This is a genomic window from Streptomyces fractus (assembly GCF_049844455.1).
Classification (GTDB): Bacteria; Actinomycetota; Actinomycetes; order Streptomycetales; family Streptomycetaceae; genus Streptomyces; species Streptomyces fractus.
In genome coordinates, this window is sequence record NZ_JBMYHI010000002.1 from 9,313,131 (window position 1) to 9,336,761 (window position 23,631).

Sequence of the window (23,631 nt, forward strand, 5' to 3'; positions counted from 1 at the left end):
GGTCGAGCCGCGCGCTCGGTCAGGGGCGCCCCCGGGGCACGACCCCCAACGCCGTCGCGTCCGCGAGATGTTGACCCAGGCGCAAGCGCAGCGGCCCGATCGGCCCCGACCGCTCCGACAGCAAGCTCAGCGAGCCCACCGCCCGGTCCGAGGCCCGCAGCGGCACCGCCACCACACACGCGAAGCCCATGCTGCGCGCCATCGCCGTGTACGACGGCCAATTGGCGCGCGCGTACGGATGCGCGAGCGGAACGCCGCTGATGGCCGTGGCGGAGCTGCGGCAGTCCAGGCCGGGTCCCTCGCCCCAGGTCAGTGCGGCCCGCTCCAGTCGCAGCCCGCGCGGGTCCGACGCCGCGACCTCGACCCGGGTCGCGGGCGGATTCAGCACCGCCACCGCCGACGCCACCCCGAGCAGTGACACACAGCTGCCGACGAGCGCGCCGAGGGCCTGCGCACCACCCCGTACGGCGGCGTCGGCCACTTCCACGAACGCCGTCGCCAGTCGCTCGCTGTCCACCTGGTACGCCTCGCACGGCACGCCACGCATGACGGCCCCCTCGTCCCTGTCCCGTCCGCCCCGCACGACGCAGCCTCCCGCCCCGCCAACTGCCCGACGGGCGGACTGTGCTCAGGGGGTATGCCCCCTGGATGGGCCGCGCGAACCGGTGCCGGACGAATCGATACCGGACGAATCGATACCGCGCGAACCGACGTCGTGCGAGCCGACTGCGCCGGGACCGCCGCACGTCCCGCCTCACATGTGCACGGCCCCCTCGCCGGACATCACCTTCGGCGGCCCCGGCCGGTACAGGAGCAGCGTGACCACGAATCCGACGCCGAAGAACGCGGCCGACCACCAGTAGGCGGTCGAATAGCTCTCGATCGCGGCCTGCGCGCGCACCAGCGGCGTGGGCCGCTTGCCGACGAGGTAGCTGGTCGCGGCGGTCGTGGCCAGCGTGTTCAGCAGCGCCGTGCCGATTGAACCGCCCACCTGCTGGCTGGTGTTGACCATCGCCGAGGCCACCCCCGCGTCGTGCGTCGCGATACCGGACGTGGCGAGGTTCATGGCCGTGGCGAAGATCAGGCCCATGCCGAGGCCCTGCACCATGGTCGGCGGCAGCACATGGGCGGCGTAGCTGCTGCCCAGATCGAGGAAGGTCAGCCAGATCATCGCCACTGCCGCCAGCGCCATGCCCAGCGGCACGAGCGGTTTCGGACCGAACTTCGGCGCGAGGAAATTCTGCGTGACGATCGACGAGAAGATCATGCAGGCGACCATCGGCAGGAACGCCACACCGGTCGACACCGGCGAGAACTCCAGGATCTGCTGCAGGTAGTACGTGAGGAAGAGAAACACGCCGAACATGCCCGCACCGGCGATGAACATCGCCAGGTACGACGCGCCGCGGTCCCGGTCGAGGGGCACGCGCAGCGGCAGCAGCGGATGCGCGGCCCGTGTCTCGAACCAGGCGAACGCGGCGAGCAGCACCACGCCGATCAACAGGAAGCCCCAGGTCGCGAAGTCGCCCCAGTCGTGCGTCTCGGCGTTCGAGAACCCGTAGACGATGCAGAACAGGCCCGCCGACACCAGGATCGTGCCGGGCACGTCCAGCTTCGGCCGGTCCACGGGGCGCCCGCCGTGCAGCAGGCGCAGGCCGCCCAGGAACGCGAAGGCGGCGAAGGCCAGGTTCACGAACAGGCACCAGCGCCAGTCCAGATACTCGGTCAGCACACCGCCGAGCAGCAGCCCGACCGCGCCGCCCGCACCGGCGATGGCGCCGTAGATGCCAAAGGCCTTGGCCCGCTCCTTGGGGTCGGTGAACGTCGTCGTCAGCAGGGAGAGCGCGGCCGGTGCGAGCAGCGCGCCGAACGCGCCCTGCAGCGCGCGGGCCGCGACCAGCATCTCGAAGCTGCTCGCGGCGCCACCCAGCGCGGAGGCGACCGCGAAGCCGACCAGACCCGTCAGGAAGACGGCCTTGCGGCCGACGAGGTCGGCGATCCGCCCGCCGAGCAGCAGCAGGCTGCCGAACGCCAGGGAGTAGGCGGTGACGATCCACTGCCGGTCGCCGTCCGAGAACCCGAGGTCCTGCTGGGCCGACGGCAGCGCGATGTTCACGATGGTGGCGTCGAGGACGACCATGAGCTGAGCCAGGCCGATCACGGCGAGGATCAGCCATCGGTGCTCGTGCTTGCCCCCGCCGGCGTACGGCACGGAGCCGCCGCCGGGAGGGGAGCTCTGTATGCCGGGTTCGGCGCCTGCCTGCGAGGTGTCGGGCGAGCGATCCATCGTGGCCTCCAAACCACCGGCCCCCCGATCGACTTCGCCCACCACGCTAAGCGCCCTGGTCATGGCGGGCGACTGGAGAGAGAACGGGGCCGTTCTCCAAGCCTGGAGAACGGCCCCGTCGGGTGCCGAGGTTCAGTGGCGGGGACTCAGCGGCTGTGCCCGTCCACGGCGGCCGACGTCGCGTCCGACGCCTCCTCCGCCTTTTCCTCCGCGTTCTCCTCTGCCCTCTCGTCCGGCTTCTCGTCCGGCGTCGCGACCTGCGGCTCGGACTGCTCGGCCGCCCGCGGCTCCGGAACCACGCCCACAGCCACCGCCGCGCGCTGCGGGAACAGCCGCTGCGCGAGGGGCTGGACGAACCGTGCGGTCAGCGGGCCCACGATCACCAGGATCAGCACGTACGCGGTGGCCAGCGGGCCGAGCCGCGGCTCGATACCGGAGGTGACCGCGAGGCCCGCGATCACGATGGAGAACTCGCCGCGCGCCACCAGCGCGCCACCGGCCCGCCAGCGTCCCTTGACGGAGATCCCGGCGCGGCGCGCCGCCCAGTAGCCCGTCGCGATCTTCGTGCAGGCCGTGACGACGGCGAGCAGCAGCGCGGGCAGCAGCACCGGCGGAATGCTCGCCGGGTCGGTGTGCAGGCCGAAGAAGACGAAGAACACGGCTGCGAACAGGTCGCGCAGCGGGGACAGCAGGGTGTGCGTGTTCTCGGCGACCTCACCGGACAGCGCGATGCCCACGAGGAACGCGCCCACAGCCGCGGACACCTGGAGCTGCTGCGCGAGGCCGGCGACCAGGATGGTCAGGCCGAGCACCACGAGGAGCAGCTTCTCCGGGTCGTCGCTCGACACGAACTTCGAGATGTGCCGCCCGAACCGCACGGCGATGAACAGCACCAGACCCGCGGCGCCGAGCGCGATGGCGAGCGTGAGCCCGCCGGCCGCCCAGCCGACCCCGGCGAGCAGCGCCGTGATGATGGGCAGATACACGGCCATCGCCAGGTCCTCGAGCACCAGGATGCTGAGGATCACCGGCGTCTCGCGATTGCCGAGCCGGCCCAGGTCCCCGAGCACCTTGGCGATGACGCCCGAGGACGAGATCCAGGTGACACCGGCGAGCACCACGGCGGCCACCGGGCCCCACCCCATGAGCAGCGCGGCGGCGGCGCCGGGCAGCGCGTTGAACGTCATGTCGACAAGGCCGGCCGGATATTGCGTCTTCAAATTGGTGACGAGATCGCTGGCCGTGTATTCGAGACCCAGCATCAGCAGGAGCAGGATCACGCCTATCTCGGAGCCGATGGCCACGAATTCCTCGCTGGCGCCGAGCGGCAGCAGACCGCCCTCGCCGAACGCGAGCCCTGCCAGCAGGTACAGCGGGATCGGTGAGAACCGCAGGCGCCCCGCGAGCCGCCCGAGCAGCCCGAGCGCCAGCGTGATGGCACCGAATTCGATCAGAAAGACAGCACTGTGCATACGGTCACTCCCGCCCCAGAATCGCGGCCGCCGCGTCGACGCCCTCGCGGGTACCGATGACGATGACCGTGTCGCCGCCCGCGAGCCGGAAGTCCGGCGTCGGCGACGGAATCGCGTCGGCGCGGCGCAGTACGGCCACGATGGACGCGCCGGTATCGGTGCGCATCTTCGTCTCGCCGAGCAGTCGCCCGTTCCAGATCGAGGTGCCGGGCACCTCGATGCGCTCGGCGACAAGACCCAGGTCGGTGGTGTGCAACAGGTTCGGGCTGTGGTGCGAAGGCGCCAACGCGTCGATGAGATACGCCGCTTCCCCCGACGTCAGCTTCAGCGACAGGTCGCAGGCGTCCGGGTCGTCAGCCCGGTACGCGCTGAGGGTGCGGCCCCCCTCCCTGTGGGCGACGACAGACAGCTGACGCTGCTCGCGGGTCGTGAGGTCGTAGCGGTAGCCGATCCCCGGCAATGGTGTCCTGCTCAGGCGTGAAGCGGGCACGTCTCTCCCCTTGTCCGTGCGTGGCCGCTGTCCCGGCGGCCAATAGATGGCAGATGCAACTTTAGATGGATGCCCGCCACCCTATACGCGCCAAGCTTTGGCAAAGAAACGGTCAGAGGTGGGGGTGGGCGGCGAGCACCGCTTCCACCGTGTCCGCCTGCCCGGCCGACTTGTCCTCCCGGTAGCGCACCACGCGCGCGAAGCGGAGCGTCACGCCCGCCGGGTAGCGCGTCGAGCGCTGCAACCCGTCATAGGCGATCTCCACGACCAACTCGGGCCGCACGGTCACGACATGACCGTCGTCACTGACGGCCAGCGCGAGCAGCCGCTCCGTCTGCCAGGTCAGCAGCGCGTCGGTGAGCCCCTTGAACGTCTTGCCGAGCATCGCGAACGTACCGTCGGGGCGGCGCGCGCCCAGGTGCAGGTTGGACAGCTTTCCGGTGCGCCGCCCGTGCCCCCACTCGGCGGCGAGCACGACCAGGTCGAGCGTGTGCACGGGCTTGACCTTCAACCAGGACGCGCCGCGACGACCCGCGCTGTACGGCGCTTCCAACCCCTTCAGGACGACACCCTCGTGACCGCGCGCGAGGGTGTCAGCGAAGAACGCCTCGGCGGCGCCCCGCTGCCCGGCGTCCCCCGCGGTCTCGCCGTGGCCGTCACCGTCACCCTCGTCCTCGTCCTGGACGACGACGCGCCGCACCCGCATCGCCTCCGGCACGAGCCGGGCCAACTGCTCGTGCCGCCTGGCGAAGGGCAGATTCAGCAGGTCCCGCCCGTCGACGTACAGCACATCGAAGAAGACGGGGGAGACCGGCAGCGCCTTGGCCGCACGCGCGACGTCGACCCGTGAGCCGACCCGCCCCGCGACATCTTGGAACGCCTTCGGCCGCCCGTCCTCGCCGAGCGCGATGACCTCCCCGTCGAGGATGAACCGCTCACCGTGGAACTCCAGTACGGCGTCGGTCACTTCGGGAAGCCGATCGGTGATGTCGTCGAGCGTCCGCGTGTAGACGTGGACGACATCGCCGTCCCGATGAACCTGCACGCGAATGCCGTCGAGCTTCTCCTCCACGGCGCAGGCGCCCAACTTGTCGAGCGCCTCGCCGACGCCACCGGCGCTGTGCGCGAGCATCGGCAGCACGGGCCGGCCGACGGTGAGCCGGAAGTCGTCGAGTGCGTCGGGCCCGCGGGCGAGGAGGGCCTGCGCGACGTCCTGCAGCCCACCCGCCAGCATCACCGCGCGCCGTACGTCGGCGGGGGCGGCGCCCGTCGCCTGCGCGAGACCCTCGGTCGCGACGGCATCCAGGGCGCCCTGGCGCACCTCACCGGTCACGAGCCCGAACAGAAACCGCTGCTCACCCTCGGTGGCGGCCCCCATCAGCTCCCCGACGAGCCGCTTGCGCTCGGCCTGCGACCCGGCGCCGGACACGTCCCCGAGCTCCGTCATCAGCGCGTCGACGTCCTGCACGCTCAGCCGTGGCTCCGGCGCCGCCTCGACCGGCTCACTCAGCACCCGCCACCCGACCCCGAGCCGCCCCTGGGGCAGTCGACCCGCCAGATACGGAATGACGATCGGCACGTCGTCCGGATCGGCGTCCCGGAACAACTCGGCGAGCAACGCGATCTTCCGCGACCGCGCCGAGGTGGCGGCGACGTCCTGGGACACCTGAGCGAGCCGGGCGAACAGCATGTAGCCATGGTGCTACGGGGGGAGTGGTGGCGCAGCGGGGCGGGCGCCGGGCACCCGCTCCGCTGCCGCCGGCTTCAGCTCTCCGTCGAGAGCTCCCGCTCGATGGCCGCCACGACCTCCGGGGCGTCCGGTGTCGTCTGGGGCGAGAAGCGGGCGACGACGTCGCCGGAGCGGCCCACGAGGAACTTCTCGAAGTTCCAACGGATGTCGCCGGTGTGCCCCTCCGCGTCCGCCGTGTCGACGAGGTTCGCGTACAGCGGGTGCCGCGCGTCGCCGTTGACGTCGACCTTCTCGGTCATGGGGAACGTGACGCCATACGTGGCCGAGCAGAACTCGGAGATCTCTTCGGCGCTGCCGGGCTCCTGGCCCATGAACTGGTTGCACGGCACGCCGAGCACGGTGAACCCGCGCGGCTCGTACTGCTTCTGGAGTTCCTCCAGGGCGGAGTACTGCGGCGTGAGCCCGCACTTCGAAGCGACGTTGACGATCAGGACGGCCTTGCCCTGGTACTGGGTGAGGTCGGCGGAGCCGCCCTGAAGCTTGTCGATCTGCACTGCGTCGTAAATGGTCATGCAGCGGAGCGTACGCCGCCATGGTGTAGCGACCGCGACCCGGTGCACGGCCTGCTCGACACCACAAAAAAGTCCCCCTCTGCCGTCGCGGCAGAGGGGGACTTCTTCGTGTCACTTATTGAGGCAGGTGTTCGCGAAGGCCGGGTTGAGCAGGCCCACGACATTCACGGTGTTGCCACAGGCGCTGACCGGGAGGTGTACGGGGACCTGAACCACGTTGCCGGAGACCACGCCGGGCGAATTCTCCGCCACGCCAAACGGGTCGGTGTCGGCGGCGGCCATGCCGGCCGTTCCGAGGACGGCGATTCCGGCCGCGGCTGCCGAGAGACCCAGCTTGATCATGGGCTTCATGAAGACTCCTTGAGTGAGACGAAGCTTGATGACGGACACACATCCCGTCACCACTCAGGCACTCACAGTTTTCGCCCGCGCGCCTCTCGGGAGGTCGCACCGGGCGAACGTTCGCTGGTCCGGCGAGCGCGCCGCCCCTCGCCCGCTCAGAGGATGAAGACGCTCTGCGCGGTCTCGGTGCGGTAGGTCTCGCCGGGGTACACGAGCCACTCGACCTGGCCCGTGCAGCCGGGGCCCGAGTGCACCTCCGCGATTGCGTCGGTGTCGTTGCTCACGGAGGACGGGAACCAGTCCACGGGGTAGCAGCCGCTCGGGTTCTCGTACGTGACGCCGTTGACGGTGAGGGCGCCCTCGGCGGCGAAGGCGGAGGCAGGGACGGACAGGGCGACCAGGGCGGCTGCCGCCGTGGTGGCGAGCGCGGTGGTGACGCGGCGAAGGTTCATGGACGAGTCAACGGGCGCCGAGTGAGATGGTCACGCGCGCGTCGGCGTGAGGTGACGTGACGTCAATCCCGCTGGTCACATGATGTGCGGCGGGCGCAGCGCGTGGCGCTGACGTGAGGAACCGCGTCGATGCGGTCCTTCGGTGCGCGCATCGGGTGCTCGCGTGTCAGCTTGCGCAGGAAATCGAACACGCGCTCTAATCTGTCGTATGCGGAACACGATCACTGAGGACCTCGTGCAGACACAGCGGGAGTGGGACGCGACCTACCGGCAGCTTGCCGATCGGCCCGGTCGTACCGCTCTTCGGCGGCGTCTGCTGTATCTGTCCCGGGTGCTGGCGGGCGAGAAACTCACTCCGGCACAGAAGGCGGAGCTGCGCCGGCGGGCGCGGGGGTCGGCGTGACGCCGCCTCTGACCCGGCGGTCGACCGGGTGTGGTGGTGCGGTGGGTGTATGGCCGCGGAGATAGTCGTGCATCGGCCGTCGCCGTCGAGCCGGGGGCGGCGGGTGACGGTCGGCGGTGTGGATCTCGGTGTCGCCTGTGACGACCACGACCTGGTCGAGTTCCTGCGTCGGGCCGGGCTCGACGACGCCGATCAACTGGTGGCCGGGGACTCGCCGATCATCCAGTGGCGCGGTGGACGCGCGCACGAGTACGAGGCCGCCGGGGGCTAGCACCACCCCCGATCCGGGTGGTCGCCCCAGCGCGCGGCGCGTCAGGCGCGGGCATCGTGGTGAACTGGGTCGGTTTCTGGGCGTCGGGACTCTCGGGTGTGGAGTCGTGCTTCGCAACCCTTAGGGGTGGCGCCCAGAGGTTTCCCGGAGATACGTCGGCCGCTCTCGTTTTCTTAACTTTCCTCCCGTTATCTGCGGGTATGCCCGACTACTTGATTTACGGCCTCCTTGTTTTGTGCGTCATGCCCCCGCTGGTGCCCAATTCATGGCTGCTCGTGAGTGCCGGGGCCATGGCGGCCGACGGGCGTCTCCAACTCGCCGTGGTGCTGCTGGTGGTGTCGGGCGCCGCCGTCCTCGGGGACCTGTTGGTGTTTCGGTCCACGCGGCGGTTCGGCGGGCAGGTGTTGCGGCGGCTGCGACGCAAGCGGCGACGTGCTGCCCTGCTCGACTGGGCTGCTGTACGGGTGCGTCGGCACGGGGTGCCGTTCATCATCGGCATCCGGTTTCTGCCCACAGGGCGGCTCGTCGGCGCGGTCGCGGCCGGGCTCGTCGGCTTCCGGCCAGGCCGGTTCCTCGTGGCGTCGGGTGTCGCCGAGGCGCTCTGGGCCTCGTACTCGATAGGGGTGGGGGTGCTCGGTGGGATCGCCGCCGGCGGGCCGTTCTTCGGCGCGCTTCTCGGGCTGGCCATCTCGGGAGTCGTGGCGACCCTGGCCGGAGGCGCGCACTGGCTCACCGTGCGGCGCAGGCGGCGGGCGTCGGCCGCACGCGCGGACGCCTGGGCGGGCCGTCCCGAGCCGGCGGCGTGACGTCGTCACATCTCGCGCAAGAACTCCGTGAGCGCCCGGTTGAAGGCCTCCGGTCGCTCCATGTTCGGGTAGTGCGCGGCCTCGGGGATCGAGACCGCCCGGCCGTCCGCGACGCTGCTCGTCAGGCGCTCGGCCATGCCGATGTGGTCGGGGGAGTCGAGCGCGCCGTTGACGGCGCGGACCGGGACCGTGAGCGCGGCGGCGCGAGGCCAGGTGTCCTGGAGCGGGACGCTCCAGTCGGGTTCCTCCGCGGTGTGTTTCGTCATCGTGCCCCACGTCATCGTGCGCAGGCGGTCGACGACTTGGGGATCCAGATCGCCGAGGGCGCGGTGCGGGCCCGATGCGAAAGCGGTGAACGCCTCCACCGCGGCGGTCACGTCGCCCGCGGCCATCGCCGACTGCCAGGCGGTCCACGTCCCGGTCGTCCAGGGGTCCGTGAAGTACGGCTCGCTGGTGCCGGCGCCGCTGATCACCACGCCGTCGACCAGGTCCGGGCGCTCAAGCGCCGTGTCGATGGCAATGCCGGCTCCCATCGAGACACCCACCAGGACGGCCGGGCCGGTGTCCAAGTGGCGTAGCAGCGCGGCGAGATCGTCCGTGTGCCGGAACGGCCCCGTGGCGTTGGGGGACCGGCCGTGGCCGCGGGCGTCGGGTGCGATGACACGGTGATCCGCGCTCAGGTGCGGAACCTGGTCGTCCCACATGTGGTGATCGAGGAAGCCGCCGTGCAGCAGGACGAGCGGGCGGCCGGTGCCTTTGTCGAGCCAGAAGAGGTCGGACATGACAACCAGGTTGTCATGTCCGACGTTCACTCACAAGCCGAACGACAACCCAGGTGTCATCATGGCGGGGTGAGCGAGAGCGAGAAGACAGGCGGCAGTCCGCTGTCCGCAGACGTGGCAGGCCGGCTCTCCGAGGTGTTCGACCTCGTGGGGCCGCTGTACCGGCGCGCGTACACGAAGGTCGAGCGCGACGTCGCCGCCGAAGGGCTGTCGGTGGGCGTGCGGGCCGTGCTCAGCATGTTGCACGGGCGGGGCCCCATGACGGTTCCTCAGATGGGGCGGTTCCAGGCGCTGAGCCGTCAGTTCGTGCAGCGGATGGTGAACGACGCCGCCGCGCGAGGACTCGTCGAGGCCGCCCCCAATCCCGCCCACAAGAGGTCCTCCCTGATCCGGCTGACCGAGGAGGGGCGCACCGTCATCGGATCCGTGCTCGACCGCGAGCGGGAAGTCCTGCGCGGGGTCGACGGAGACCTCACCGAGGGCGATGTCGACACCTGCCTGCGCGTCCTCGCCGGCCTCCTCGCCGTCATGGACGACTGAGCAGCCCCCGCGCCACCAGCTCCACCGTCGTCGCCACCGCGATCGCCTGTACGGCCATCAGCGCCACCAGGACGAAGAGTTGCACCGCCCCGGCTGTCACCGGTGACGCCCCGCCCAGGAGCATGCCGACGAAGGCGCCCGGGAGCGTCACCAGGCCCACCGTCCGCGTCTGGTCGAGGCCGGGGAGGAGGGCGTCGGAGGCGGCGGGGCGGGCGATCTCCAGGCGCGCCTCGTGGGGGAGCAGGCCGAGGGCCAGGCACGCCTCCACCTCGCCCTTGCGCGCGGTCAGCTCGTCGAGGGCGCGGCGCCCCGCCAGCACGGTCGCCGTGAGCGCGCCGCCGATGAGGATGCCCGTCACCGGGATCACGGCGATGCCCCGGAGCGGGAGGAGGCCGCAGGCGATGAGCGCCGCCACGAGCGGGACGACCGGCGCCGCGACCGGCAGCGCCGCCCAGATCCAGGTCCGGTTCGCGGTGAGGCGGCGGCCGGCCGTGCGCGCGGCCACCGCCAGCATGAGCAGCAGGAAGGCGAGGAGCGCCGCGCCGTGGCGCACCACCGAGCCGATCAGGAGCGACACCACGGCCAGTTGGACCGTAGCCCGGACCCCGGCGATCGCGATGTCGCGGGCCCGGCGGCGCGAGCCGTCCGGGGAGAGCCGGTACACCGCCGCCACCGCGGTCGCGATCACGAGGAGAACGACGAGTACCGCCGCGAGAGTTCCGTTGACGGGCAGGAGGCCGGCCGCAGCCAGGGTTCGAACGCGCACGGGAACACAGTAGAGCGCCCCGACCTGGGCACCGGTGCTGTTCTCCGGTTGACCGGTGAGCGAGGATGGGCGCGTAACAAAGCGTGAAGACACCGCGATTGAGAAAGAGGGCTGACCGTCATGGCACAGCAGGTGCAGGGCGTGATCGCGCGGGCCAAGGGTGCCCCCGTGGAGATCGCGACGATCACGGTGCCGGACCCGGGTCCGGGCGAGGCCGTCGTGAAGATCCAGGCGTGCGGGGTCTGCCACACCGATCTGCACTACCGGGAGGGCGGGATCAACGACGAGTTCCCGTTCCTGCTCGGTCACGAGGCGGCCGGTGTCGTCGAATCGGTGGGTGACGGGGTGAGCGAGGTCGCCCCCGGTGATTTTGTGATCCTCAACTGGCGTGCGGTGTGCGGGCAGTGCCGCGCCTGCAAGCGCGGGCGCGCCCAGTACTGCTTCGACACCCACAACGCGAAGCAGAAGATGACGTTGGCGGACGGCACCGAGCTGTCGCCCGCGCTCGGGATCGGCGCCTTCGCCGAGAAGACCCTCGTGGCCGCCGGGCAGTGCACCAAGGTGGACCCGGCGGCGTCGCCGGCCGCCGCGGGCCTGCTGGGCTGCGGTGTGATGGCCGGGCTCGGTGCCGCGATCAACACGGGCAATGTGGGCCGCGGGGACTCCGTCGCGGTGATCGGCTGCGGCGGCGTGGGCAACGCCTCCGTCGTCGGCGCCCGTCTCGCCGGTGCCGCGAAGATCATCGCCGTCGACATCGACGACGCGAAGCTCGCCACCGCGCGGGAGCTGGGCGCCACCCACACCGTCAACTCCCGCTCCACCGACGCGGTCGAGGCCGTGCGCCAGCTGACCGGCGGCTTCGGCGCCGACGTCGTCATCGAGGCCGTCGGCCGCCCGGAGACGTACGAGCAGGCCTTCTACGCGCGCGACCTGGCGGGCACGGTCGTTCTCGTCGGCGTGCCGACCCCGGAGATGAAGATCGAGCTGCCGCTCCTCGACGTGTTCGGGCGCGGCGGCGCGCTCAAGTCGTCCTGGTACGGCGACTGCCTGCCCTCGCGCGACTTCCCGATGCTGATCGACCTGTATCTGCAGGGGCGCCTCGACCTCGACGCGTTCGTGACCGAGACGATCGCCCTGGACGACGTGGAGAAGGCGTTCGAGCGGATGCACCACGGCGACGTGCTGCGTTCGGTGGTGGTGTTCTGATGACGGGGACCACGGCACGCGTCGACCACCTCGTCACGTCCGGCACGTTCTCCCTCGACGGGGGCACGTGGGACGTCGACAACAACGTGTGGATCGTCGGGGACGACCGCGAGGCGATCGTCATCGACGCCGCCCACGACGCGGACGCCATCGCCGAGGCCGTCGGCGAGCGTCGGCTCGTCGCGATCGTGTGCACCCACGCCCATGACGACCACATCGACGCCGCGCCCGCGCTCGCCGCGCGCACCGGCGCCCCGATCCTGCTGCACTCGGCCGACACCGGGCTGTGGAAGCGCACGCACCCGGACCGCGCGCCGGACGGCGAGCTGACCGACGGGCAGCGGATCGGGGTCGCGGGCGTCGAGTTGACCGTGCTGCACACGCCGGGCCACTGCCACGGCGCGGTCAGCCTGTACGCACCCGAACTCGGCACCGTGTTCACGGGGGACACCCTGTTCCAGGGCGGTCCCGGCGCCACCGGGCGGACCTTCAGCGACTTCCCGACCATCGTGGAATCGATCAAGGACCGGCTGCTCACGCTGCCGGCCGGGACCGTCGTCCGCACCGGACACGGTGACAGCACGACGATCGGCGCGGAGGCACCGCACCTCGACGAGTGGATCGCGCGCGGACACTGATCCAGGATCCCGGCCGCGGCGGCCCTGCCGTCGCCGCGGCCGGGACGTGGTTCAGCAGGGTGTCAGCACCGCACGGACCGTCTTGCCGCCCCGCGGATCGGCCCGCACGCTCCAGCGGCGGGCGAGCGCCTGGACCAGTGCGATGCCCCGGCCCGACTCGGCCGTCCAGGACTCCGGCATCAGGCGGGGAACTCCCGGCGCGTCGTCGTGCACGGCCACGGTCAGCTCGCCGGACTGCAGGCACAGGCTCATCCGGCAGCTGCCGCTCTGTGCCTCTGTGGCGTTGGCGACCAGCTCGGACACGACCAGTTCGGCGTCCGTCGTGTCCTCGCCGACGCGTCCGGCGAGGAAACCTCGTGTGAGCCGCCGGGCCCAGCGGGCCGCGCCCGAACCGGGCGGCATCAGGAATTCCACGCGCGCGGCACGCCGGTCGGCGTCCCTCGACGCACGCATGACGACCACTTCCTCTCCTGGTGGACTGTGCGCGAGTCGTACCTCGGTGACGGTCCCCCTTCCCGCCTTACCGCGGTGCCACTCCTGCTCCTGTGCACCGAGTGCCCCGCACCGGCCGGTCCAGGCCGTGTCAGCCGCTTTCCGTGGGGTGCGGATGGGCCAGCGTGTCGAGGAACCGGTCGATGGCGGGCGATGAGGCCCCGTCGGCGCAGTGGGAGCGCTCCACCTGTGGTATCGGCAACTTGCCCAGATTCGGGGCACGGGCTTCCAGGGCCCGCGTCAAATGGAGCCGCTCCAGGGCCCGTTCGGCGGCTGAGGAGCGTACGTACTCGGCCAGTGTCACGCCCAGATGGTCCGCATGACTGCGGACCGCGGCGTACTCATCGGGCGTGAAGAGCTCCCGTAGGAGCGCAGTACTACCGTCCATGTCGGCATGATGCCGCCCGGCGTCGCGCCGCGGGGCAGGTTGGCATATTCACCCCCCGTTCGCGTGGAGTTGGCGTTGTTCGATGGCGGGCGCGGGGGAGGGCGGCACTAGGGCCTGTCGTTTGGATCAGGCCGGGCTCGCGGGGGCTGGCACGCACGCTCGCGGCGTTGTCGTCGGTCGCCGACGCTCCGCGTCGACTCCCTCCTCCGCCTTGCGATCGCACGCACCAGCCCCCGCTCCCTGATCCGGCCTGATCCAAACGACAGGCCCTAGAAGCGGTCGGGGTCCGCGGCCGCCCAGTCCGCGGCCCAGGTCGCCGGCGGCTGCTTGGTCAACTGGCCCGGTTCCAGCCAGTCGTGGAGATGCGCGTAGGAGACTGGCATGTCCGCCGTGGTGCGCCGCATCAGCTGGCTCGGGTGCAGCTCGCGCGGGTGCCGCACCCCCATCGCCGCCATGATCTGCGCCGCGCCGCGCACCGTCGCCTCCTGGTAGTGGCGTACGCGCTCGGCCTTGTCGGCGACGTCCAGGGCCCGCACCCGGCGCGGATCCTGCGTCGCGACGCCCACCGGGCAGGTGTTGGTGTGGCAGCGCTGGGCCTGGATGCAGCCGACCGCGAACATCATGGCGCGCGCCGCGTTCGTGAAGTCGGCGCCCTGGACGAGGCGTTTGACGATGTCGGCACCGGTGGCGACCTTGCCGCTCGCCCCGATCCGGACGGCGTCGCGCAGCCCCGTGCCGACGAGCGCGTTGTGGACCGTGATCAGGCCCTCGGTGAGCGGCGTGCCGAGGTGGTCGGCGAACTCCAGGGGCGCGGCTCCCGTGCCGCCCTCCGAGCCGTCCACGATCACGAAGTCCGGCGTCACGCCCTCCGCGACCATTGCCTTGCACACGGCGAGGAACTGCGTACGCGAACCCAGGCACAGCTTGAACCCGACCGGCTTGCCGCCCGCGAGCTGCCGCAACTCGGCCAGGAAAAGCACCAGTTGGCGCGGCGTCTCGAACTCGCGGTGGTAGGGCGGCGACACCACGGTCTGTCCCTCCGGAACGTCCCGTACGCGCGCGATCTCCGCGTTGACCTTGCCGCCCGGCAGCACGCCGCCGATGCCCGGCTTCGCACCCTGCGACAGTTTCAGGGAGACGCACTTGACGTGTTCGTGCGCCGCCTTGTCGGCGAACTCGGCGCGGTCGAAGCGGCCCTCGCTCGTGCGGCAGCCGAAGTAGCCGGTACCGATCTCCCACACCAGGTCGCCGCCGTGCGCCAGGTGATGGTCGGACAGGCCGCCCTCGCCGGTGTCGTGGGCGAAACCCCCGAGGGCCGCGCCCTTGTTGAGCGCGCGGAGCGCGTTGCCGGACAGCGCCCCGAAGCTCATCGCCGATACGTTGAGCAGCGCCATGTCGTACGGCCGGGTGCAGTCGGGGCCGCCGACGCGGACGGTGGCCGGCCGCTCGGGCGGGTCGACCGGACGCAGGGACGGCACCAGGAACTCGTGCCCCGAGGCGTACACGTCGCGTTCCGTGCCGAACGGCTCTTCGGCCTCCTGCTGCTTGGCCCGCTCGTAGACGATGCTGCGCACGTCCCGGTCGTAGGGCCGCCCGTCGTAGTTGCGCTCGACGAAGTACTGCTGCATCTCGGGGCGGAGGGACTCCATCACGAAGCGCAGATGCCCGAGGACCGGGTAGTTGCGCAGCACGGAGTGGCGCGACTGGGCCAGGTCCCACACGCCCAGCGCCGTGAGTGCGAGGAGCGGGGCGGCGGCGAACCACCACCACGGGGACAACAGCAGCGACAGGGCCAGGGCGGTGGCCGCACCGGCGACCGCGACGAGGAACACGAGAAATCTGCGCACCCGTCGAGTCAATCGCACGGGGCCGCTCACGTCAGCGGGCGACACAGGAAGACACAGGGAGGGCGGGGTGGACCGCCGTCGATCATCTCGGTTAAGTTAGGCAAGACTTACCTAATGGAGGTTCGGGATGGGTGTCCGACAGATCGCTGCCGCCGTGCCCAGCACGGCGGCCCACGCACGCTCCGTGCTCGCCGCCGCATGGACCTGCGGCGTCACCACCGACGTGGGGCAGGACGACCTCGTCGGCGCGCACCGCGTCGACGACGACGGCGCGGTGCGTATCACGCCGCCGCCCGACAGCGTGCTGGCCGCCGCCGTGCTCTGCTCGCCGCACGGACGGCCCACCACGCTCCTGGAGTTCGCCGACGCGGCGCCCGTCCCCGTACGCGACCGGGTGCGCGCGCGGGTGTGGCTGTCGGGTGAACTGGTCCCGGACGGTGAGGAGTTGGTGCTGCGGCCCGAACGGGCGGTCCTGCAGACCCGGACGGTCCGCACCGGCATCGAACTCGACGAACTCGCCGCCGCCGCGCCCGACCCGCTCGCGCTCGCCGAGCCCCGCCTGCTCACCCATCTCGCCGACGCCCACCCCCAGGCCGTCGAACAACTCACCCGGCTCGTCGCCTCCGACAGCCTGCACGGCGTCGTCCGGGTCCAGCCGCTCGCCGTCGACCGGCACGGCCTGACGCTGCGTCTGGAGCGGACGCGCGGCCAGGCCGACGTGCGGCTCGCGTTCCACCGGCCTGCCGACGACCTGGGCTCGCTCACCGAGCGCATGCACCACCTGCTCGCCTCGGCGCAGACCGTCAGCCGCCGCCGGAGGTGACCTTCTCCCGGGGCGTCGCCTGCTCGGGCAGGGACCGCTGCTGTCGCGGCCGCCGGAACGCCCAGTCCATGCGGGGCTCGACGACGCAGCGGAACGCCCGCCGCACCGGTTCCGTGCACAGCACGGTGATGAGCCCGACCGCCGCCGCCGTCACGGCCAGCTCACCGAGCGGGCTGTGCAGCCACGGGTGGTCGTACCAGTTCCAGAACCGGGAGGACTTGATGACGAAGCCGTGCAGCAGATACGCGTAGATCGTCCCCGTGCCCAGGGTCGTGAACCACAGCCTGCGGCCCGGCACCCACGCCAGGAAGCACGCGGTCAGCACGAGCGCGAGGACGAACAGCGCGGGCGTCGCGAACAGGCCCGCCCACCCCGGCACGCCCCGCCCCTGCACGGCGCCCCGGTGGAAGAACCAGCCCGCGTCGAACCACGGCGCCACCCAGTACGCGGCGAGCAGCGCCACGCCCGCGACCCCCAGCGCCACCCACCGCACGCGCCAGGTCCGCAACCGCGCGAAGTGCTCGGGCCGCAGCACGAGACCCGCCACGAAGAACGGCAGGAACTGCAGGACCCGTTGGAGCGCCAGGTCGCCGCCGACGCCCGGCCACATCGACACGGCCGTGCCCACCGCCAGCGCCACCAGCACGGGATGGCGCAACTGGAGCCACAGCGGCGTCGACAGGCGCCAGATGAACAGGGCCACCAGGAACCACATCAGATACCAGGGGTCCAGCAGGCTGATCGGATACCCCGGATCGTCCTGCGCCCACCGGTAGAACAGCGTGTACGCCACCTCGAAGACGAGGTACGGCACGACGACCCCGGTCACCAGGCGCTTGATCCGGCGCGGCGCCATGTCGAAGGAGCGCGAGAAGTACCCCGACACCAGCGCGAACGCCGGCATGTGGAAGGCGTAGACGGTCAGATATGTCGCCGTCACCGCGCGGGAGCCGTAGGTCAGCGGCTCCCACGCGTGCCCGCAGGCCACAAGGACGATCGTCAGGAATTTGACGTTGTCGAAATACGACTCGCGTGCCTGCCCTGCCATTGCGTTCGCTGCGCCCTCCATCTCGGGACGGTCCGGGTTCCCTGCCCGTACCCCTCCCAGACCGTTCCATGACGAGGAGGTGCGACACAAGTGGCGTATGCGGCGCGGTGGGTCAGACCGCCGTGTACGCGCCATCCACGAGGTGGTAGCTGCCCGCGATGAACGAGGCGCGGTCCGAGAGCAGGAACACGATCAGCTCGGCGACCTCCTCGGACGTGCCCAGGCGGCCCGCCGGGTGCAGCCCGACCAGGCCGTCGTACGCGGCCTTGTCCATCTCCTTGAGCAGAGGGGTCTCGATGAAGCCGGGACCCACCGCGTTGACGCGGATGCCCTGCGCGGCGTACTCGGCAGCGGCCGTCTTCGTCAGGCCGACCACGCCGTGCTTCGCGGCGACGTACGCGGGGGAGCCCGCGAAGCCGACCGAGCCGAGGATCGAGGCGACGTTCACGATGGCGCCGCCGTTGCCCGCGGCCTGCATCGCCGGGAGTTCATAGCGCATCGAGTAGAAGACGCCGTCGAGGTTCGTGCGCACCACGCGGTTGTACACGTCGATGTCGTACTCGCCGGTGGGCGCGCTGGCGCCGCCGATGCCGGCGTTGTTCACGGCCAGGTCGAGCCCGCCGAACGTGTCGACGGCGAACCGGACGGCCGCCTCGACGGAGGGCGGGTCGGTCACGTCGAGGGCGACGGCGGCGGCCTTGAGGCCCTCCGCCTTCAGCGACTCGGCGGCCTCCTGGGCGCCCTTCTCGTTGTAGTCCGCGATGACGACGTTCGCGCCGCCGCGGCCGAGGCGGCGGGCGGTGGCCAGGCCGATGCCGGAGGCGGAGCCGGTGACGAGGGCGGTCTTCCCTGCGAACTCGGCGGCGTAGTCGGTCACGGTGCCGGTGGTGGGGGTGGTGCTCATGGTGCGATTCACTTTCTGGTAGCGACGTCGGGGGCCGCCGCGCGGGCGGCCTCCTCGATGAGGGCGTCGTAGGCCCGCGCGACCAGATCGGCGAGGTCTGCGGCGTCCGTGCCGCCCGTACCGCGCGCCCAGGTGCGCAGCGCGGCGGTCAGCACTCCGGCGGCGGCTCCGACGACGACCTCGGGACGCGGGTCCCGGGCCGGGTCGGTGCCGAGCCGGTCGGCGATGATGCGTACGGACTCGTCCTGGGCGTCGACCCGGATCCGTTCGTACGCGGCGAACAGGGCGGGCTCCGCGTCCACGACGGCGTACAGCTCGCGCAGCCGCGGACGGTGGTGCCAGGCGGGCGTCTCCCGGTCGGTGAGGTAGTCCGCGACCGCGCCCCGGTAGGCGAGCAGCGGTGGCTCGTCGGCGGGGCGGGCGCGCAGCGCCGCGTTGATCCCCGCGCCGTCGGCGCGGGTGAAGTCCAGCGCCGCGTCCTCCTTGCCCGCGAAGTGCCGGCTGAAGGTGCGGCGGGTGACGTCCGCGCGGTCGGCGATGGCCTCCACGGTCACCTCACCGAGTCCGTGCTCGAGCACAAGCTCGACGGCGGCCTCCGCGAGCGCCTCACGCGTTCGGCGGGCCTTGGCCTGCCGGCGGTCGCCGGCGGGCCGGGAGCTGCTGGCCTCGTTCGCCTTCATGTCTTCGACACTACACCTTTATGTCTCACTGGGACACGTGTCCCAGTGAGACATTTTTACGGTGCCCCGACCCGACCCGTCAGGCGTGCCAGTGACCGTGCAGCGCGGCGGTCGTGAACCCCGGGCCGTACGCGACCATCGTGCCGCGGGCCCCTGCGGGCGGCGGCTCCTCGTGGGTGCGCTCCAGGACGCGCAGCACGCTGACCCCGCCCAGATTTCCCTCGTCGGTGAGCGTGGCCGTGGAGTGGCGGGTGTCGTGCGCGGTCAGGCCCAGGGCCGTCGCCGTGTCCGCGATGATCCGCGGGCTGCCCGGGTGGATCACGGCGAAACCGGTGGGGCGCGCGCCGAGCCAGCCGGTGACGCTCGGCAGGCTCACGCCGAACGCGGCGCGGCCCTGCTTCGTGGCGTCGAAGTGCAGGCCGTCGGCGGTTATCCGGCCGCCCAACTGACCGGCGGTGTCCGGCAGGACGTGCTCGAAGCTGTCCTCGCACGCGAAGCCGGGGCCGAGCGGCTCGTCGCTGACCACGGCCGCTCCGGCCGAGTCGCCGAACAGCGCCTTGTAGATCATCGCGTCGATGCCGGTGTCGCTGTGGTGGTAGACGGCGGAGATCACCTCCGCGGCGACCACGAGCACTTTGCTGCCGGGGCGGGCCGCCACCATGTCCGCCGCCCGGATCAGCGACTTGGTGCCGCCCGTGCAGGCCAGCGTCGTGTGGGCGAGGGAACGGGCGGTGGGGCGCAGGCCGAGCCGGGTCATGAGGTGGACGTCCAGGTTGGGCGCCGCCCACCCGGTGGAGTGCGTGGTGACCAGGCCGTCCAGATCCTTCGCTCTCAGGCCGGCCGCCGCGATGGCCGAGACGGCCGCCTGTTCGGCGAGTTCGAGCGCGTCGGCGAACGCGGTACGGGCGCGCTCCGCGATGCCCGCCTCGCCCGCGACGGTGGGGGAGTCGAGCGGCCGGGCGAAGTAGCGGGTCCGCACGCCGCATCCCTGAACGGCGCGCACCGCGGCGGCGATCCGCGGATGGCCCGGGTGACGGGCGTGTATGTCGTCCGCGATCTCGTCGGTGGTCACCTTGTGGGCGCCGAGGACGGTGTGCGGCATCGAGACGTAAGCGGGCATGGGTGTCTCCCACGGGGCTCAAGGGGGCTGTGGGGGGTCCGCTCAACCTACGTCGAGGCGACGCGTTTGCCACGGGGACCTGTGACGCGAGGGGCAGAATTCAGCCTGCGCGCAGGGCGGGCTTCCTGGGGTGCGCGCGGTGTGCGCCCGGATGGAAGACCAGGATCATGAGGCGGGCGCCCGGTGTGGTGAGCGGCTGCGCGGCGCACATCGTCGCCCAGCCGGGGCCCAGGCGGGCGTGCAGGAGCGGCCGTTCGTCGCCGTCGGGGTGCATGGCGGATCCGCCCGACTCGTAGATCGGGGCCGCTTCGGGGTCGGCCAGCACCTCCTTCTCGATCTGCGCGAGCGTGTCGTCGTCGGGGCAGGAGGCGAGAGCGGCGCGCAGCTGGGGGAGCAGCAGCGGCGCCCACGCGTTCTCCCAGTCCACGAGCATCCGGCGGGCGTGCGGATCGAGCAGCATCCAGCGCATGGTGTTCGCCGGGGGCCGGTGGTCGGGGAACAGTTCCGTGAACGCCCGGTTGCACGCCAGCAGATCCCAGGACGAGTCCGATACGTACGCGATGTGGTCGATGCCGTCGACCGCCTCCTGCCACACGCCGGGAATCTCCTTGCCCGACGTCGGGTACAGCGGTCCCGGCGGGTCCTGAAGCAGCGCGTAGCGGCACAGCAGCACCCACTCCTGCTCGTTGAGCCCGAACAGCCGCGCCACATCGCGCAGCAGTTCCGTCGGCGCGTTCGGGTACGTACCCGACTCCAGGCGGTGATACGTACCGAGCGTGCGGTGCAGCAGTTGGTCGACCTGGTGCTGGGAGAGTCCGGGGGCGCGGCGCCCTTGTCCCGTCGGTCTGCTGAAGCCATGGGATTCGGGGGCTATGAGGGCGCGCCGTTCACGGAGCAGGGCGCGGAGCGCCGTCTTGTTCATGGTGGGTAATCCCTCGTTGTTCACGCCTAGTTGAGCGTGAGCAGTCTAAATAGTCCCAAGGTCTTTGGTAATAAACATTGCCCGAAGAAAACGATCAGACGGTGCGTCATGATGGGGAGAGTTGGGTTGCCCACCTGCTGGTTCCCTCATTCGCGCGCATGTGGGCGCGGAGTTGCGGCACATGTGCCGGGCCGCTCGAAAATGGCTGAAATTTCCCGCTGCGGGTAACCCACAAGCCTCTGCGACCGTTCACGCAGGTGCGAGTGGGGCCGGGCCACCAATTGCGTTCCATGTGGCCGGAAAATGCGTTGCGAGACGCGAACGCCCACGCTCGTCCGGGCGGCCGGTGGAGGTCACTGGCTGCGGTCGGTGCCGTCACTCGCCATCACGTAGCGGCCACGGCACCGGCCGCGCCCGGTCCCGCAGCGTGTCACCGGCCGTCCTTGTGCACGTGACGTACGTAGTCGTCGGCCGCCGCGTCGAGGCCGATGTCGTGCTGGGCGCGTTCGGACAAGTACCAGCGGTGCTCCAGGACTTGGTGGTACAGCTCGGCCGAGTCCATCGGCGTGGAGACGCGGTCGCGGACGGCGCGGACCGTGGGGCGGAACACGTCACGCACCCAGCGGTGGGCGAGGACCTCAGGGCGGGCGTCGGGCGCGTCCTCCTGGGTCGCCATCCAGCTCTCCAGGTCGCCGAGCAGCCGCCGCGCCTGGTTCTCCTCGGCGTCCATGCCGGTCAGGCGCAGGAGTTGACGCTGATGGTGGCCCGCGTCGACGACCTTCGGGACGAACGTGACGGTGTCGCCGTGCGGCGAGTGGGAGATCTGCATCTCGGCCACGTCGAAGCCCAGGTCGTTGAGGCGGCGGATGCGGCGCTCCATGTAGTGGTGCTTGCCGGCCGGATACACCGACGTACGGGTCAGCTCGGTCCACAGGTCCGTGTACCGCTGCACGATCTCCGTGCCGAACTCGATCGGGTCGATCGACGGGTGCAGCGCCCCCGACGCCTCCAGGTCGAGCATCTCGCCCGCGATGTTCACCCGCGCCAGATCGATGTCGTACTCCCGCTGCCCGTCGCTCAGTTGGGGGTGCAGCTCGCCGGTCTCGGCGTCCACCAGGTAGGCGGCGTACGCGCCCGCGTCGCGGCGGAAGAGGGTGTTGGACAGCGAGCAGTCGCCCCAGGCGAAGCCGGACAGGTGCAGGCGGACGAGCAGCACGGCGAGCGCGTCCATCAGCCGGTGCACCGTCGTCGGGCGCATCGTCGTCTCGAACATCGAGCGGTACGGCTGCGAACCGCCCAGGTGTCGCGTGATGAGCACCGGTTCGAGGGGGTTGCCCGCGGCGTCCTCGCGGCCAGTGACGACCGCGAGCGGGTCCACGGCCGGAATCCCCAACCGGTCGAGCGTGCGCAGCAGTTCGTACTCGCGCAGCGCCGGGCGTTGGGCCAGCTCCTTCACGGCGACGACCTCGTCGCCGGCGCGCGCGTAGCGCACCACGTGCCGCGAGATGCCGCGCGGAAGCGGCACCAGGTAGTCCTCGGGCCACTCCTCCAGCGGGATGTGCCAGGGCAGGGCGAGCAGGAGCACCGGGTGCTCGGGGTTGGTGGCGCTGATCTCGAGCGGCATGACCACCAGCGTAAAGGGGCCCGGACAGGGTGATGGGGCCCGGACCGGAGCGGGCCCTGGCGGCCTACTGTTCGGGGACCGGTTCGGCCCGTCCCGACGTCAGGGAGCGTTCGGCCGCCGCGAGGGTCTCCGTGAGCCGCAGCCCGAACCGGGCGTCGCAGGGGTGCGGCGTGCCGCCGCGCACCGCCTCCAGCAGGGCGTCGACCGCGGCGGCCAGCGACTCCTGGGCAGGGCCGGTGCCCGTCGGCATCGCCGACATGCCCTGTGTGCCGCGCAGTTCGACGGCGATGCCGCTCGCCGCCGGGGGAGTGGTCAGGCTGAGCGTCGCCGTGCTGGAGGCGCCGCCCGCGTGCTGGAGCACGAGATGCGCCGTGTCGCCGGGGCCGCCGTGCGCCGCCACCGTCTGGACCTCGCCCAGGATCGGCAGCAGCACGGAGAGGGCGTGCGGGCCCACGTCCCACAGGGCGCCCTTCTCCGCCCGCCACGGAGTCGTGGCCCGCACGTGCGCGTCGTCGCCGGGCGTGTAGAGCGCGCCGTACCAGTCGGCGCGGCCCGTGAACCAGCCGTCCGTCCCGGCCTGTTCGGCGACCCAGGCCGCGGTGAGCGGCGCGTGCCGCAGCGTGCAGAAGACGGTCGACACGACCCCCGCGGTGTCGGCCGCCTCCACGACGGCGCGGGCCGCCTCGGGGCGGGTCGCCAGCGGCTTGTCGAGCAGCAGATGACAGCCCGCCGCGGCCGCCCGCGCGGCGAGCGGGGCCTGGACGTCCGGGGGCACCGCGAACGCCACGACGTCGCTCGCCGCGAACAGTGCGTCCACGTCGTCGTACGCCGTCGTGCCGTGCCCGGCCGCGAGTTCGGCCGCCGCCTGTGGCCGGCGACCCCACACCCCGACGAGGTCGACGGCCTTGTGGGCCGCGAGCGTGGGGGCGTGCGTCCGCCCGGCCCAGGAGCCGGTGCCGACGAGACCGAAGCGCACAGGACCGGGATCGGTGAACGGGGTGGTCGAAGAGGTCATGAGCCGCAGTATCGGCCCGCCGGGTGTCCCACGCACAGAGGGCCTGGCCGA

At 71.5% G+C, this 23,631-nt stretch carries 27 protein-coding genes; 7 read left to right on the top strand and 20 right to left on the bottom strand.

The window, feature by feature from the left end; all coding sequences use genetic code 11:
• Positions 1 to 19: 19 nt before the first annotated feature.
• From ACP4E5_RS44425 to ACP4E5_RS44460, 8 genes are all read right to left on the bottom strand, one after another.
• Complete coding sequence (locus ACP4E5_RS44425) at positions 20 to 547, bottom strand: GAF domain-containing protein (protein WP_425840420.1); 528 nt, start codon at positions 545 to 547, stop codon at positions 20 to 22.
• A gap of 207 nt (positions 548 to 754) precedes the next feature.
• Positions 755 to 2,287, bottom strand: coding sequence for an MFS transporter (locus ACP4E5_RS44430; protein ID WP_425840424.1), 1,533 nt, complete (start codon positions 2,285 to 2,287; stop codon positions 755 to 757).
• 146 nt (positions 2,288 to 2,433) lie between these two features.
• Positions 2,434 to 3,759: a cation:proton antiporter gene (locus ACP4E5_RS44435; RefSeq protein ID WP_425840427.1), complete on the bottom strand. Its 1,326-nt coding sequence runs from the start codon at positions 3,757 to 3,759 to the stop codon at positions 2,434 to 2,436.
• Positions 3,760 to 3,763: 4 nt separating this feature from the next.
• A complete protein-coding gene (locus tag ACP4E5_RS44440) occupies positions 3,764 to 4,249 on the bottom strand; it encodes a cation:proton antiporter regulatory subunit (RefSeq protein ID WP_425840430.1) in 486 nt (161 codons plus the stop codon).
• Positions 4,250 to 4,361: 112 nt separating this feature from the next.
• Complete coding sequence (locus ACP4E5_RS44445) at positions 4,362 to 5,939, bottom strand: ATP-dependent DNA ligase (protein ID WP_425840432.1); 1,578 nt, start codon at positions 5,937 to 5,939, stop codon at positions 4,362 to 4,364.
• Positions 5,940 to 6,013: 74 nt separating this feature from the next.
• On the bottom strand, positions 6,014 to 6,511 hold the full coding sequence (locus ACP4E5_RS44450) for a glutathione peroxidase (protein WP_425840435.1): 498 nt from the start codon (positions 6,509 to 6,511) through the stop codon (positions 6,014 to 6,016).
• A 111-nt stretch (positions 6,512 to 6,622) separates the two neighbouring features.
• Positions 6,623 to 6,853: a chaplin gene (locus ACP4E5_RS44455; protein WP_425842144.1), complete on the bottom strand. Its 231-nt coding sequence runs from the start codon at positions 6,851 to 6,853 to the stop codon at positions 6,623 to 6,625.
• Positions 6,854 to 7,008: 155 nt separating this feature from the next.
• The gene (locus ACP4E5_RS44460; RefSeq protein WP_425840438.1) at positions 7,009 to 7,305 is read right to left on the bottom strand and encodes a hypothetical protein; all 297 of its coding nucleotides are present in this window, start codon (positions 7,303 to 7,305) and stop codon (positions 7,009 to 7,011) included.
• A 208-nt stretch (positions 7,306 to 7,513) separates the two neighbouring features.
• Here ACP4E5_RS44460 and ACP4E5_RS44465 point away from each other — a divergent pair, with 208 nt between their 5' ends.
• The 3 genes from ACP4E5_RS44465 to ACP4E5_RS44475 all read left to right on the top strand — a co-directional run bounded on the left by ACP4E5_RS44465 (position 7,514) and on the right by ACP4E5_RS44475 (position 8,785).
• A complete protein-coding gene (locus ACP4E5_RS44465) occupies positions 7,514 to 7,708 on the top strand; it encodes a hypothetical protein (protein WP_425840441.1) in 195 nt (64 codons plus the stop codon).
• Positions 7,709 to 7,757: 49 nt separating this feature from the next.
• On the top strand, positions 7,758 to 7,979 hold the full coding sequence (locus tag ACP4E5_RS44470) for a hypothetical protein (protein ID WP_425840443.1): 222 nt from the start codon (positions 7,758 to 7,760) through the stop codon (positions 7,977 to 7,979).
• Between the two features lie 242 nt (positions 7,980 to 8,221).
• The gene (locus ACP4E5_RS44475; protein WP_425840446.1) at positions 8,222 to 8,785 is read left to right on the top strand and encodes a DedA family protein; all 564 of its coding nucleotides are present in this window, start codon (positions 8,222 to 8,224) and stop codon (positions 8,783 to 8,785) included.
• A gap of 5 nt (positions 8,786 to 8,790) precedes the next feature.
• On the opposite strand, the gene ACP4E5_RS44480 is transcribed toward ACP4E5_RS44475, so the two are convergent.
• The gene (locus ACP4E5_RS44480; protein WP_425840449.1) at positions 8,791 to 9,567 is read right to left on the bottom strand and encodes an alpha/beta fold hydrolase; all 777 of its coding nucleotides are present in this window, start codon (positions 9,565 to 9,567) and stop codon (positions 8,791 to 8,793) included.
• Positions 9,568 to 9,636: 69 nt separating this feature from the next.
• Between ACP4E5_RS44480 and ACP4E5_RS44485 the strand changes: the two genes are divergently transcribed.
• The gene (locus tag ACP4E5_RS44485) at positions 9,637 to 10,107 is read left to right on the top strand and encodes a MarR family winged helix-turn-helix transcriptional regulator (RefSeq protein WP_425840452.1); all 471 of its coding nucleotides are present in this window, start codon (positions 9,637 to 9,639) and stop codon (positions 10,105 to 10,107) included.
• On the opposite strand, the gene ACP4E5_RS44490 is transcribed toward ACP4E5_RS44485, so the two are convergent.
• The gene (locus tag ACP4E5_RS44490) at positions 10,094 to 10,873 is read right to left on the bottom strand and encodes an ABC transporter permease (protein WP_425840455.1); all 780 of its coding nucleotides are present in this window, start codon (positions 10,871 to 10,873) and stop codon (positions 10,094 to 10,096) included. The genes ACP4E5_RS44485 and ACP4E5_RS44490 overlap by 14 nt on opposite strands.
• A gap of 120 nt (positions 10,874 to 10,993) precedes the next feature.
• Here ACP4E5_RS44490 and ACP4E5_RS44495 point away from each other — a divergent pair, with 120 nt between their 5' ends.
• Entirely contained in the window at positions 10,994 to 12,079 is a 1,086-nt protein-coding gene (locus tag ACP4E5_RS44495; RefSeq protein ID WP_425840457.1) for an S-(hydroxymethyl)mycothiol dehydrogenase, read from the top strand.
• A complete protein-coding gene (locus ACP4E5_RS44500; protein WP_425840460.1) occupies positions 12,079 to 12,717 on the top strand; it encodes an MBL fold metallo-hydrolase in 639 nt (212 codons plus the stop codon). Before ACP4E5_RS44495 ends, ACP4E5_RS44500 begins: the two co-directional genes overlap by 1 nt.
• A gap of 51 nt (positions 12,718 to 12,768) precedes the next feature.
• On the opposite strand, the gene ACP4E5_RS44505 is transcribed toward ACP4E5_RS44500, so the two are convergent.
• The 3 genes from ACP4E5_RS44505 to ACP4E5_RS44515 all read right to left on the bottom strand — a co-directional run bounded on the left by ACP4E5_RS44505 (position 12,769) and on the right by ACP4E5_RS44515 (position 15,444).
• Positions 12,769 to 13,170, bottom strand: coding sequence for an ATP-binding protein (locus ACP4E5_RS44505; RefSeq protein ID WP_425840463.1), 402 nt, complete (start codon positions 13,168 to 13,170; stop codon positions 12,769 to 12,771).
• Between the two features lie 130 nt (positions 13,171 to 13,300).
• Positions 13,301 to 13,597 (bottom strand): hypothetical protein, encoded by a 297-nt coding sequence (locus ACP4E5_RS44510; RefSeq protein WP_425840466.1) that lies wholly within the window; start codon positions 13,595 to 13,597, stop codon positions 13,301 to 13,303.
• Positions 13,598 to 13,866: 269 nt separating this feature from the next.
• Positions 13,867 to 15,444 carry an FMN-binding glutamate synthase family protein gene (locus tag ACP4E5_RS44515; RefSeq protein ID WP_425840469.1) on the bottom strand — a complete coding sequence of 526 codons (1,578 nt, stop codon included), beginning with the start codon at positions 15,442 to 15,444 and terminating at the stop codon, positions 13,867 to 13,869.
• 127 nt (positions 15,445 to 15,571) lie between these two features.
• Between ACP4E5_RS44515 and ACP4E5_RS44520 the strand changes: the two genes are divergently transcribed.
• The gene (locus ACP4E5_RS44520; protein ID WP_425840472.1) at positions 15,572 to 16,267 is read left to right on the top strand and encodes a DUF2470 domain-containing protein; all 696 of its coding nucleotides are present in this window, start codon (positions 15,572 to 15,574) and stop codon (positions 16,265 to 16,267) included.
• Here ACP4E5_RS44520 and ACP4E5_RS44525 read toward each other — a convergent pair.
• From ACP4E5_RS44525 to ACP4E5_RS44555, 7 genes are all read right to left on the bottom strand, one after another.
• Positions 16,248 to 17,315, bottom strand: coding sequence for an acyltransferase family protein (locus ACP4E5_RS44525; protein WP_425840475.1), 1,068 nt, complete (start codon positions 17,313 to 17,315; stop codon positions 16,248 to 16,250). The two genes, ACP4E5_RS44520 and ACP4E5_RS44525, sit on opposite strands and share 20 nt — an antisense overlap.
• 112 nt (positions 17,316 to 17,427) lie before the next feature.
• Positions 17,428 to 18,219 (bottom strand): SDR family NAD(P)-dependent oxidoreductase, encoded by a 792-nt coding sequence (locus tag ACP4E5_RS44530; RefSeq protein WP_425840478.1) that lies wholly within the window; start codon positions 18,217 to 18,219, stop codon positions 17,428 to 17,430.
• Between the two features lie 8 nt (positions 18,220 to 18,227).
• Positions 18,228 to 18,899, bottom strand: coding sequence for a TetR/AcrR family transcriptional regulator (locus tag ACP4E5_RS44535; protein WP_425840480.1), 672 nt, complete (start codon positions 18,897 to 18,899; stop codon positions 18,228 to 18,230).
• Positions 18,900 to 18,978: 79 nt separating this feature from the next.
• Positions 18,979 to 20,019, bottom strand: a complete 1,041-nt coding sequence (locus ACP4E5_RS44540; RefSeq protein WP_425840483.1) for a beta-ketoacyl-[acyl-carrier-protein] synthase family protein — start codon at positions 20,017 to 20,019, stop codon at positions 18,979 to 18,981.
• Positions 20,020 to 20,119: 100 nt separating this feature from the next.
• The gene (locus tag ACP4E5_RS44545) at positions 20,120 to 20,941 is read right to left on the bottom strand and encodes a helix-turn-helix transcriptional regulator (RefSeq protein WP_425840486.1); all 822 of its coding nucleotides are present in this window, start codon (positions 20,939 to 20,941) and stop codon (positions 20,120 to 20,122) included.
• A gap of 430 nt (positions 20,942 to 21,371) precedes the next feature.
• Positions 21,372 to 22,565 (bottom strand): DUF4032 domain-containing protein, encoded by a 1,194-nt coding sequence (locus tag ACP4E5_RS44550; protein ID WP_425840489.1) that lies wholly within the window; start codon positions 22,563 to 22,565, stop codon positions 21,372 to 21,374.
• 64 nt (positions 22,566 to 22,629) lie between these two features.
• The gene (locus ACP4E5_RS44555; protein WP_425840492.1) at positions 22,630 to 23,580 is read right to left on the bottom strand and encodes a Gfo/Idh/MocA family protein; all 951 of its coding nucleotides are present in this window, start codon (positions 23,578 to 23,580) and stop codon (positions 22,630 to 22,632) included.
• Positions 23,581 to 23,631: the final 51 nt, after the last annotated feature.

Bases quoted from the DNA above. Each gene is read 5' to 3' on its own strand.
- ACP4E5_RS44500 (WP_425840460.1), top strand. From the start codon at position 12,079: ATGACGGGGACCACGGCACGCGTCGACCACCTCGTCACGTCCGGCACG.
- ACP4E5_RS44435 (WP_425840427.1), bottom strand. From the start codon at position 3,759: ATGCACAGTGCTGTCTTTCTGATCGAATTCGGTGCCATCACGCTGGCG.
- ACP4E5_RS44470 (WP_425840443.1), top strand. From the start codon at position 7,758: ATGGCCGCGGAGATAGTCGTGCATCGGCCGTCGCCGTCGAGCCGGGGG.
- ACP4E5_RS44495 (WP_425840457.1), top strand. From the start codon at position 10,994: ATGGCACAGCAGGTGCAGGGCGTGATCGCGCGGGCCAAGGGTGCCCCC.
- ACP4E5_RS44510 (WP_425840466.1), bottom strand. From the start codon at position 13,597: ATGGACGGTAGTACTGCGCTCCTACGGGAGCTCTTCACGCCCGATGAG.
- ACP4E5_RS44535 (WP_425840480.1), bottom strand. From the start codon at position 18,899: ATGAAGGCGAACGAGGCCAGCAGCTCCCGGCCCGCCGGCGACCGCCGG.
- ACP4E5_RS44445 (WP_425840432.1), bottom strand. From the start codon at position 5,939: ATGCTGTTCGCCCGGCTCGCTCAGGTGTCCCAGGACGTCGCCGCCACC.
- ACP4E5_RS44455 (WP_425842144.1), bottom strand. From the start codon at position 6,853: ATGATCAAGCTGGGTCTCTCGGCAGCCGCGGCCGGAATCGCCGTCCTC.
- ACP4E5_RS44555 (WP_425840492.1), bottom strand. From the start codon at position 23,580: ATGACCTCTTCGACCACCCCGTTCACCGATCCCGGTCCTGTGCGCTTC.
- ACP4E5_RS44425 (WP_425840420.1), bottom strand. From the start codon at position 547: ATGCGTGGCGTGCCGTGCGAGGCGTACCAGGTGGACAGCGAGCGACTG.
- ACP4E5_RS44530 (WP_425840478.1), bottom strand. From the start codon at position 18,219: ATGAGCACCACCCCCACCACCGGCACCGTGACCGACTACGCCGCCGAG.
- ACP4E5_RS44430 (WP_425840424.1), bottom strand. From the start codon at position 2,287: ATGGATCGCTCGCCCGACACCTCGCAGGCAGGCGCCGAACCCGGCATA.
- ACP4E5_RS44480 (WP_425840449.1), bottom strand. From the start codon at position 9,567: ATGTCCGACCTCTTCTGGCTCGACAAAGGCACCGGCCGCCCGCTCGTC.
- ACP4E5_RS44505 (WP_425840463.1), bottom strand. From the start codon at position 13,170: ATGCGTGCGTCGAGGGACGCCGACCGGCGTGCCGCGCGCGTGGAATTC.
- ACP4E5_RS44475 (WP_425840446.1), top strand. From the start codon at position 8,222: ATGCCCCCGCTGGTGCCCAATTCATGGCTGCTCGTGAGTGCCGGGGCC.
- ACP4E5_RS44525 (WP_425840475.1), bottom strand. From the start codon at position 17,315: ATGGCAGGGCAGGCACGCGAGTCGTATTTCGACAACGTCAAATTCCTG.
- ACP4E5_RS44545 (WP_425840486.1), bottom strand. From the start codon at position 20,941: ATGAACAAGACGGCGCTCCGCGCCCTGCTCCGTGAACGGCGCGCCCTC.
- ACP4E5_RS44540 (WP_425840483.1), bottom strand. From the start codon at position 20,019: ATGCCCGCTTACGTCTCGATGCCGCACACCGTCCTCGGCGCCCACAAG.
- ACP4E5_RS44520 (WP_425840472.1), top strand. From the start codon at position 15,572: ATGGGTGTCCGACAGATCGCTGCCGCCGTGCCCAGCACGGCGGCCCAC.
- ACP4E5_RS44460 (WP_425840438.1), bottom strand. From the start codon at position 7,305: ATGAACCTTCGCCGCGTCACCACCGCGCTCGCCACCACGGCGGCAGCC.
- ACP4E5_RS44550 (WP_425840489.1), bottom strand. From the start codon at position 22,565: ATGCCGCTCGAGATCAGCGCCACCAACCCCGAGCACCCGGTGCTCCTG.
- ACP4E5_RS44450 (WP_425840435.1), bottom strand. From the start codon at position 6,511: ATGACCATTTACGACGCAGTGCAGATCGACAAGCTTCAGGGCGGCTCC.
- ACP4E5_RS44465 (WP_425840441.1), top strand. From the start codon at position 7,514: ATGCGGAACACGATCACTGAGGACCTCGTGCAGACACAGCGGGAGTGG.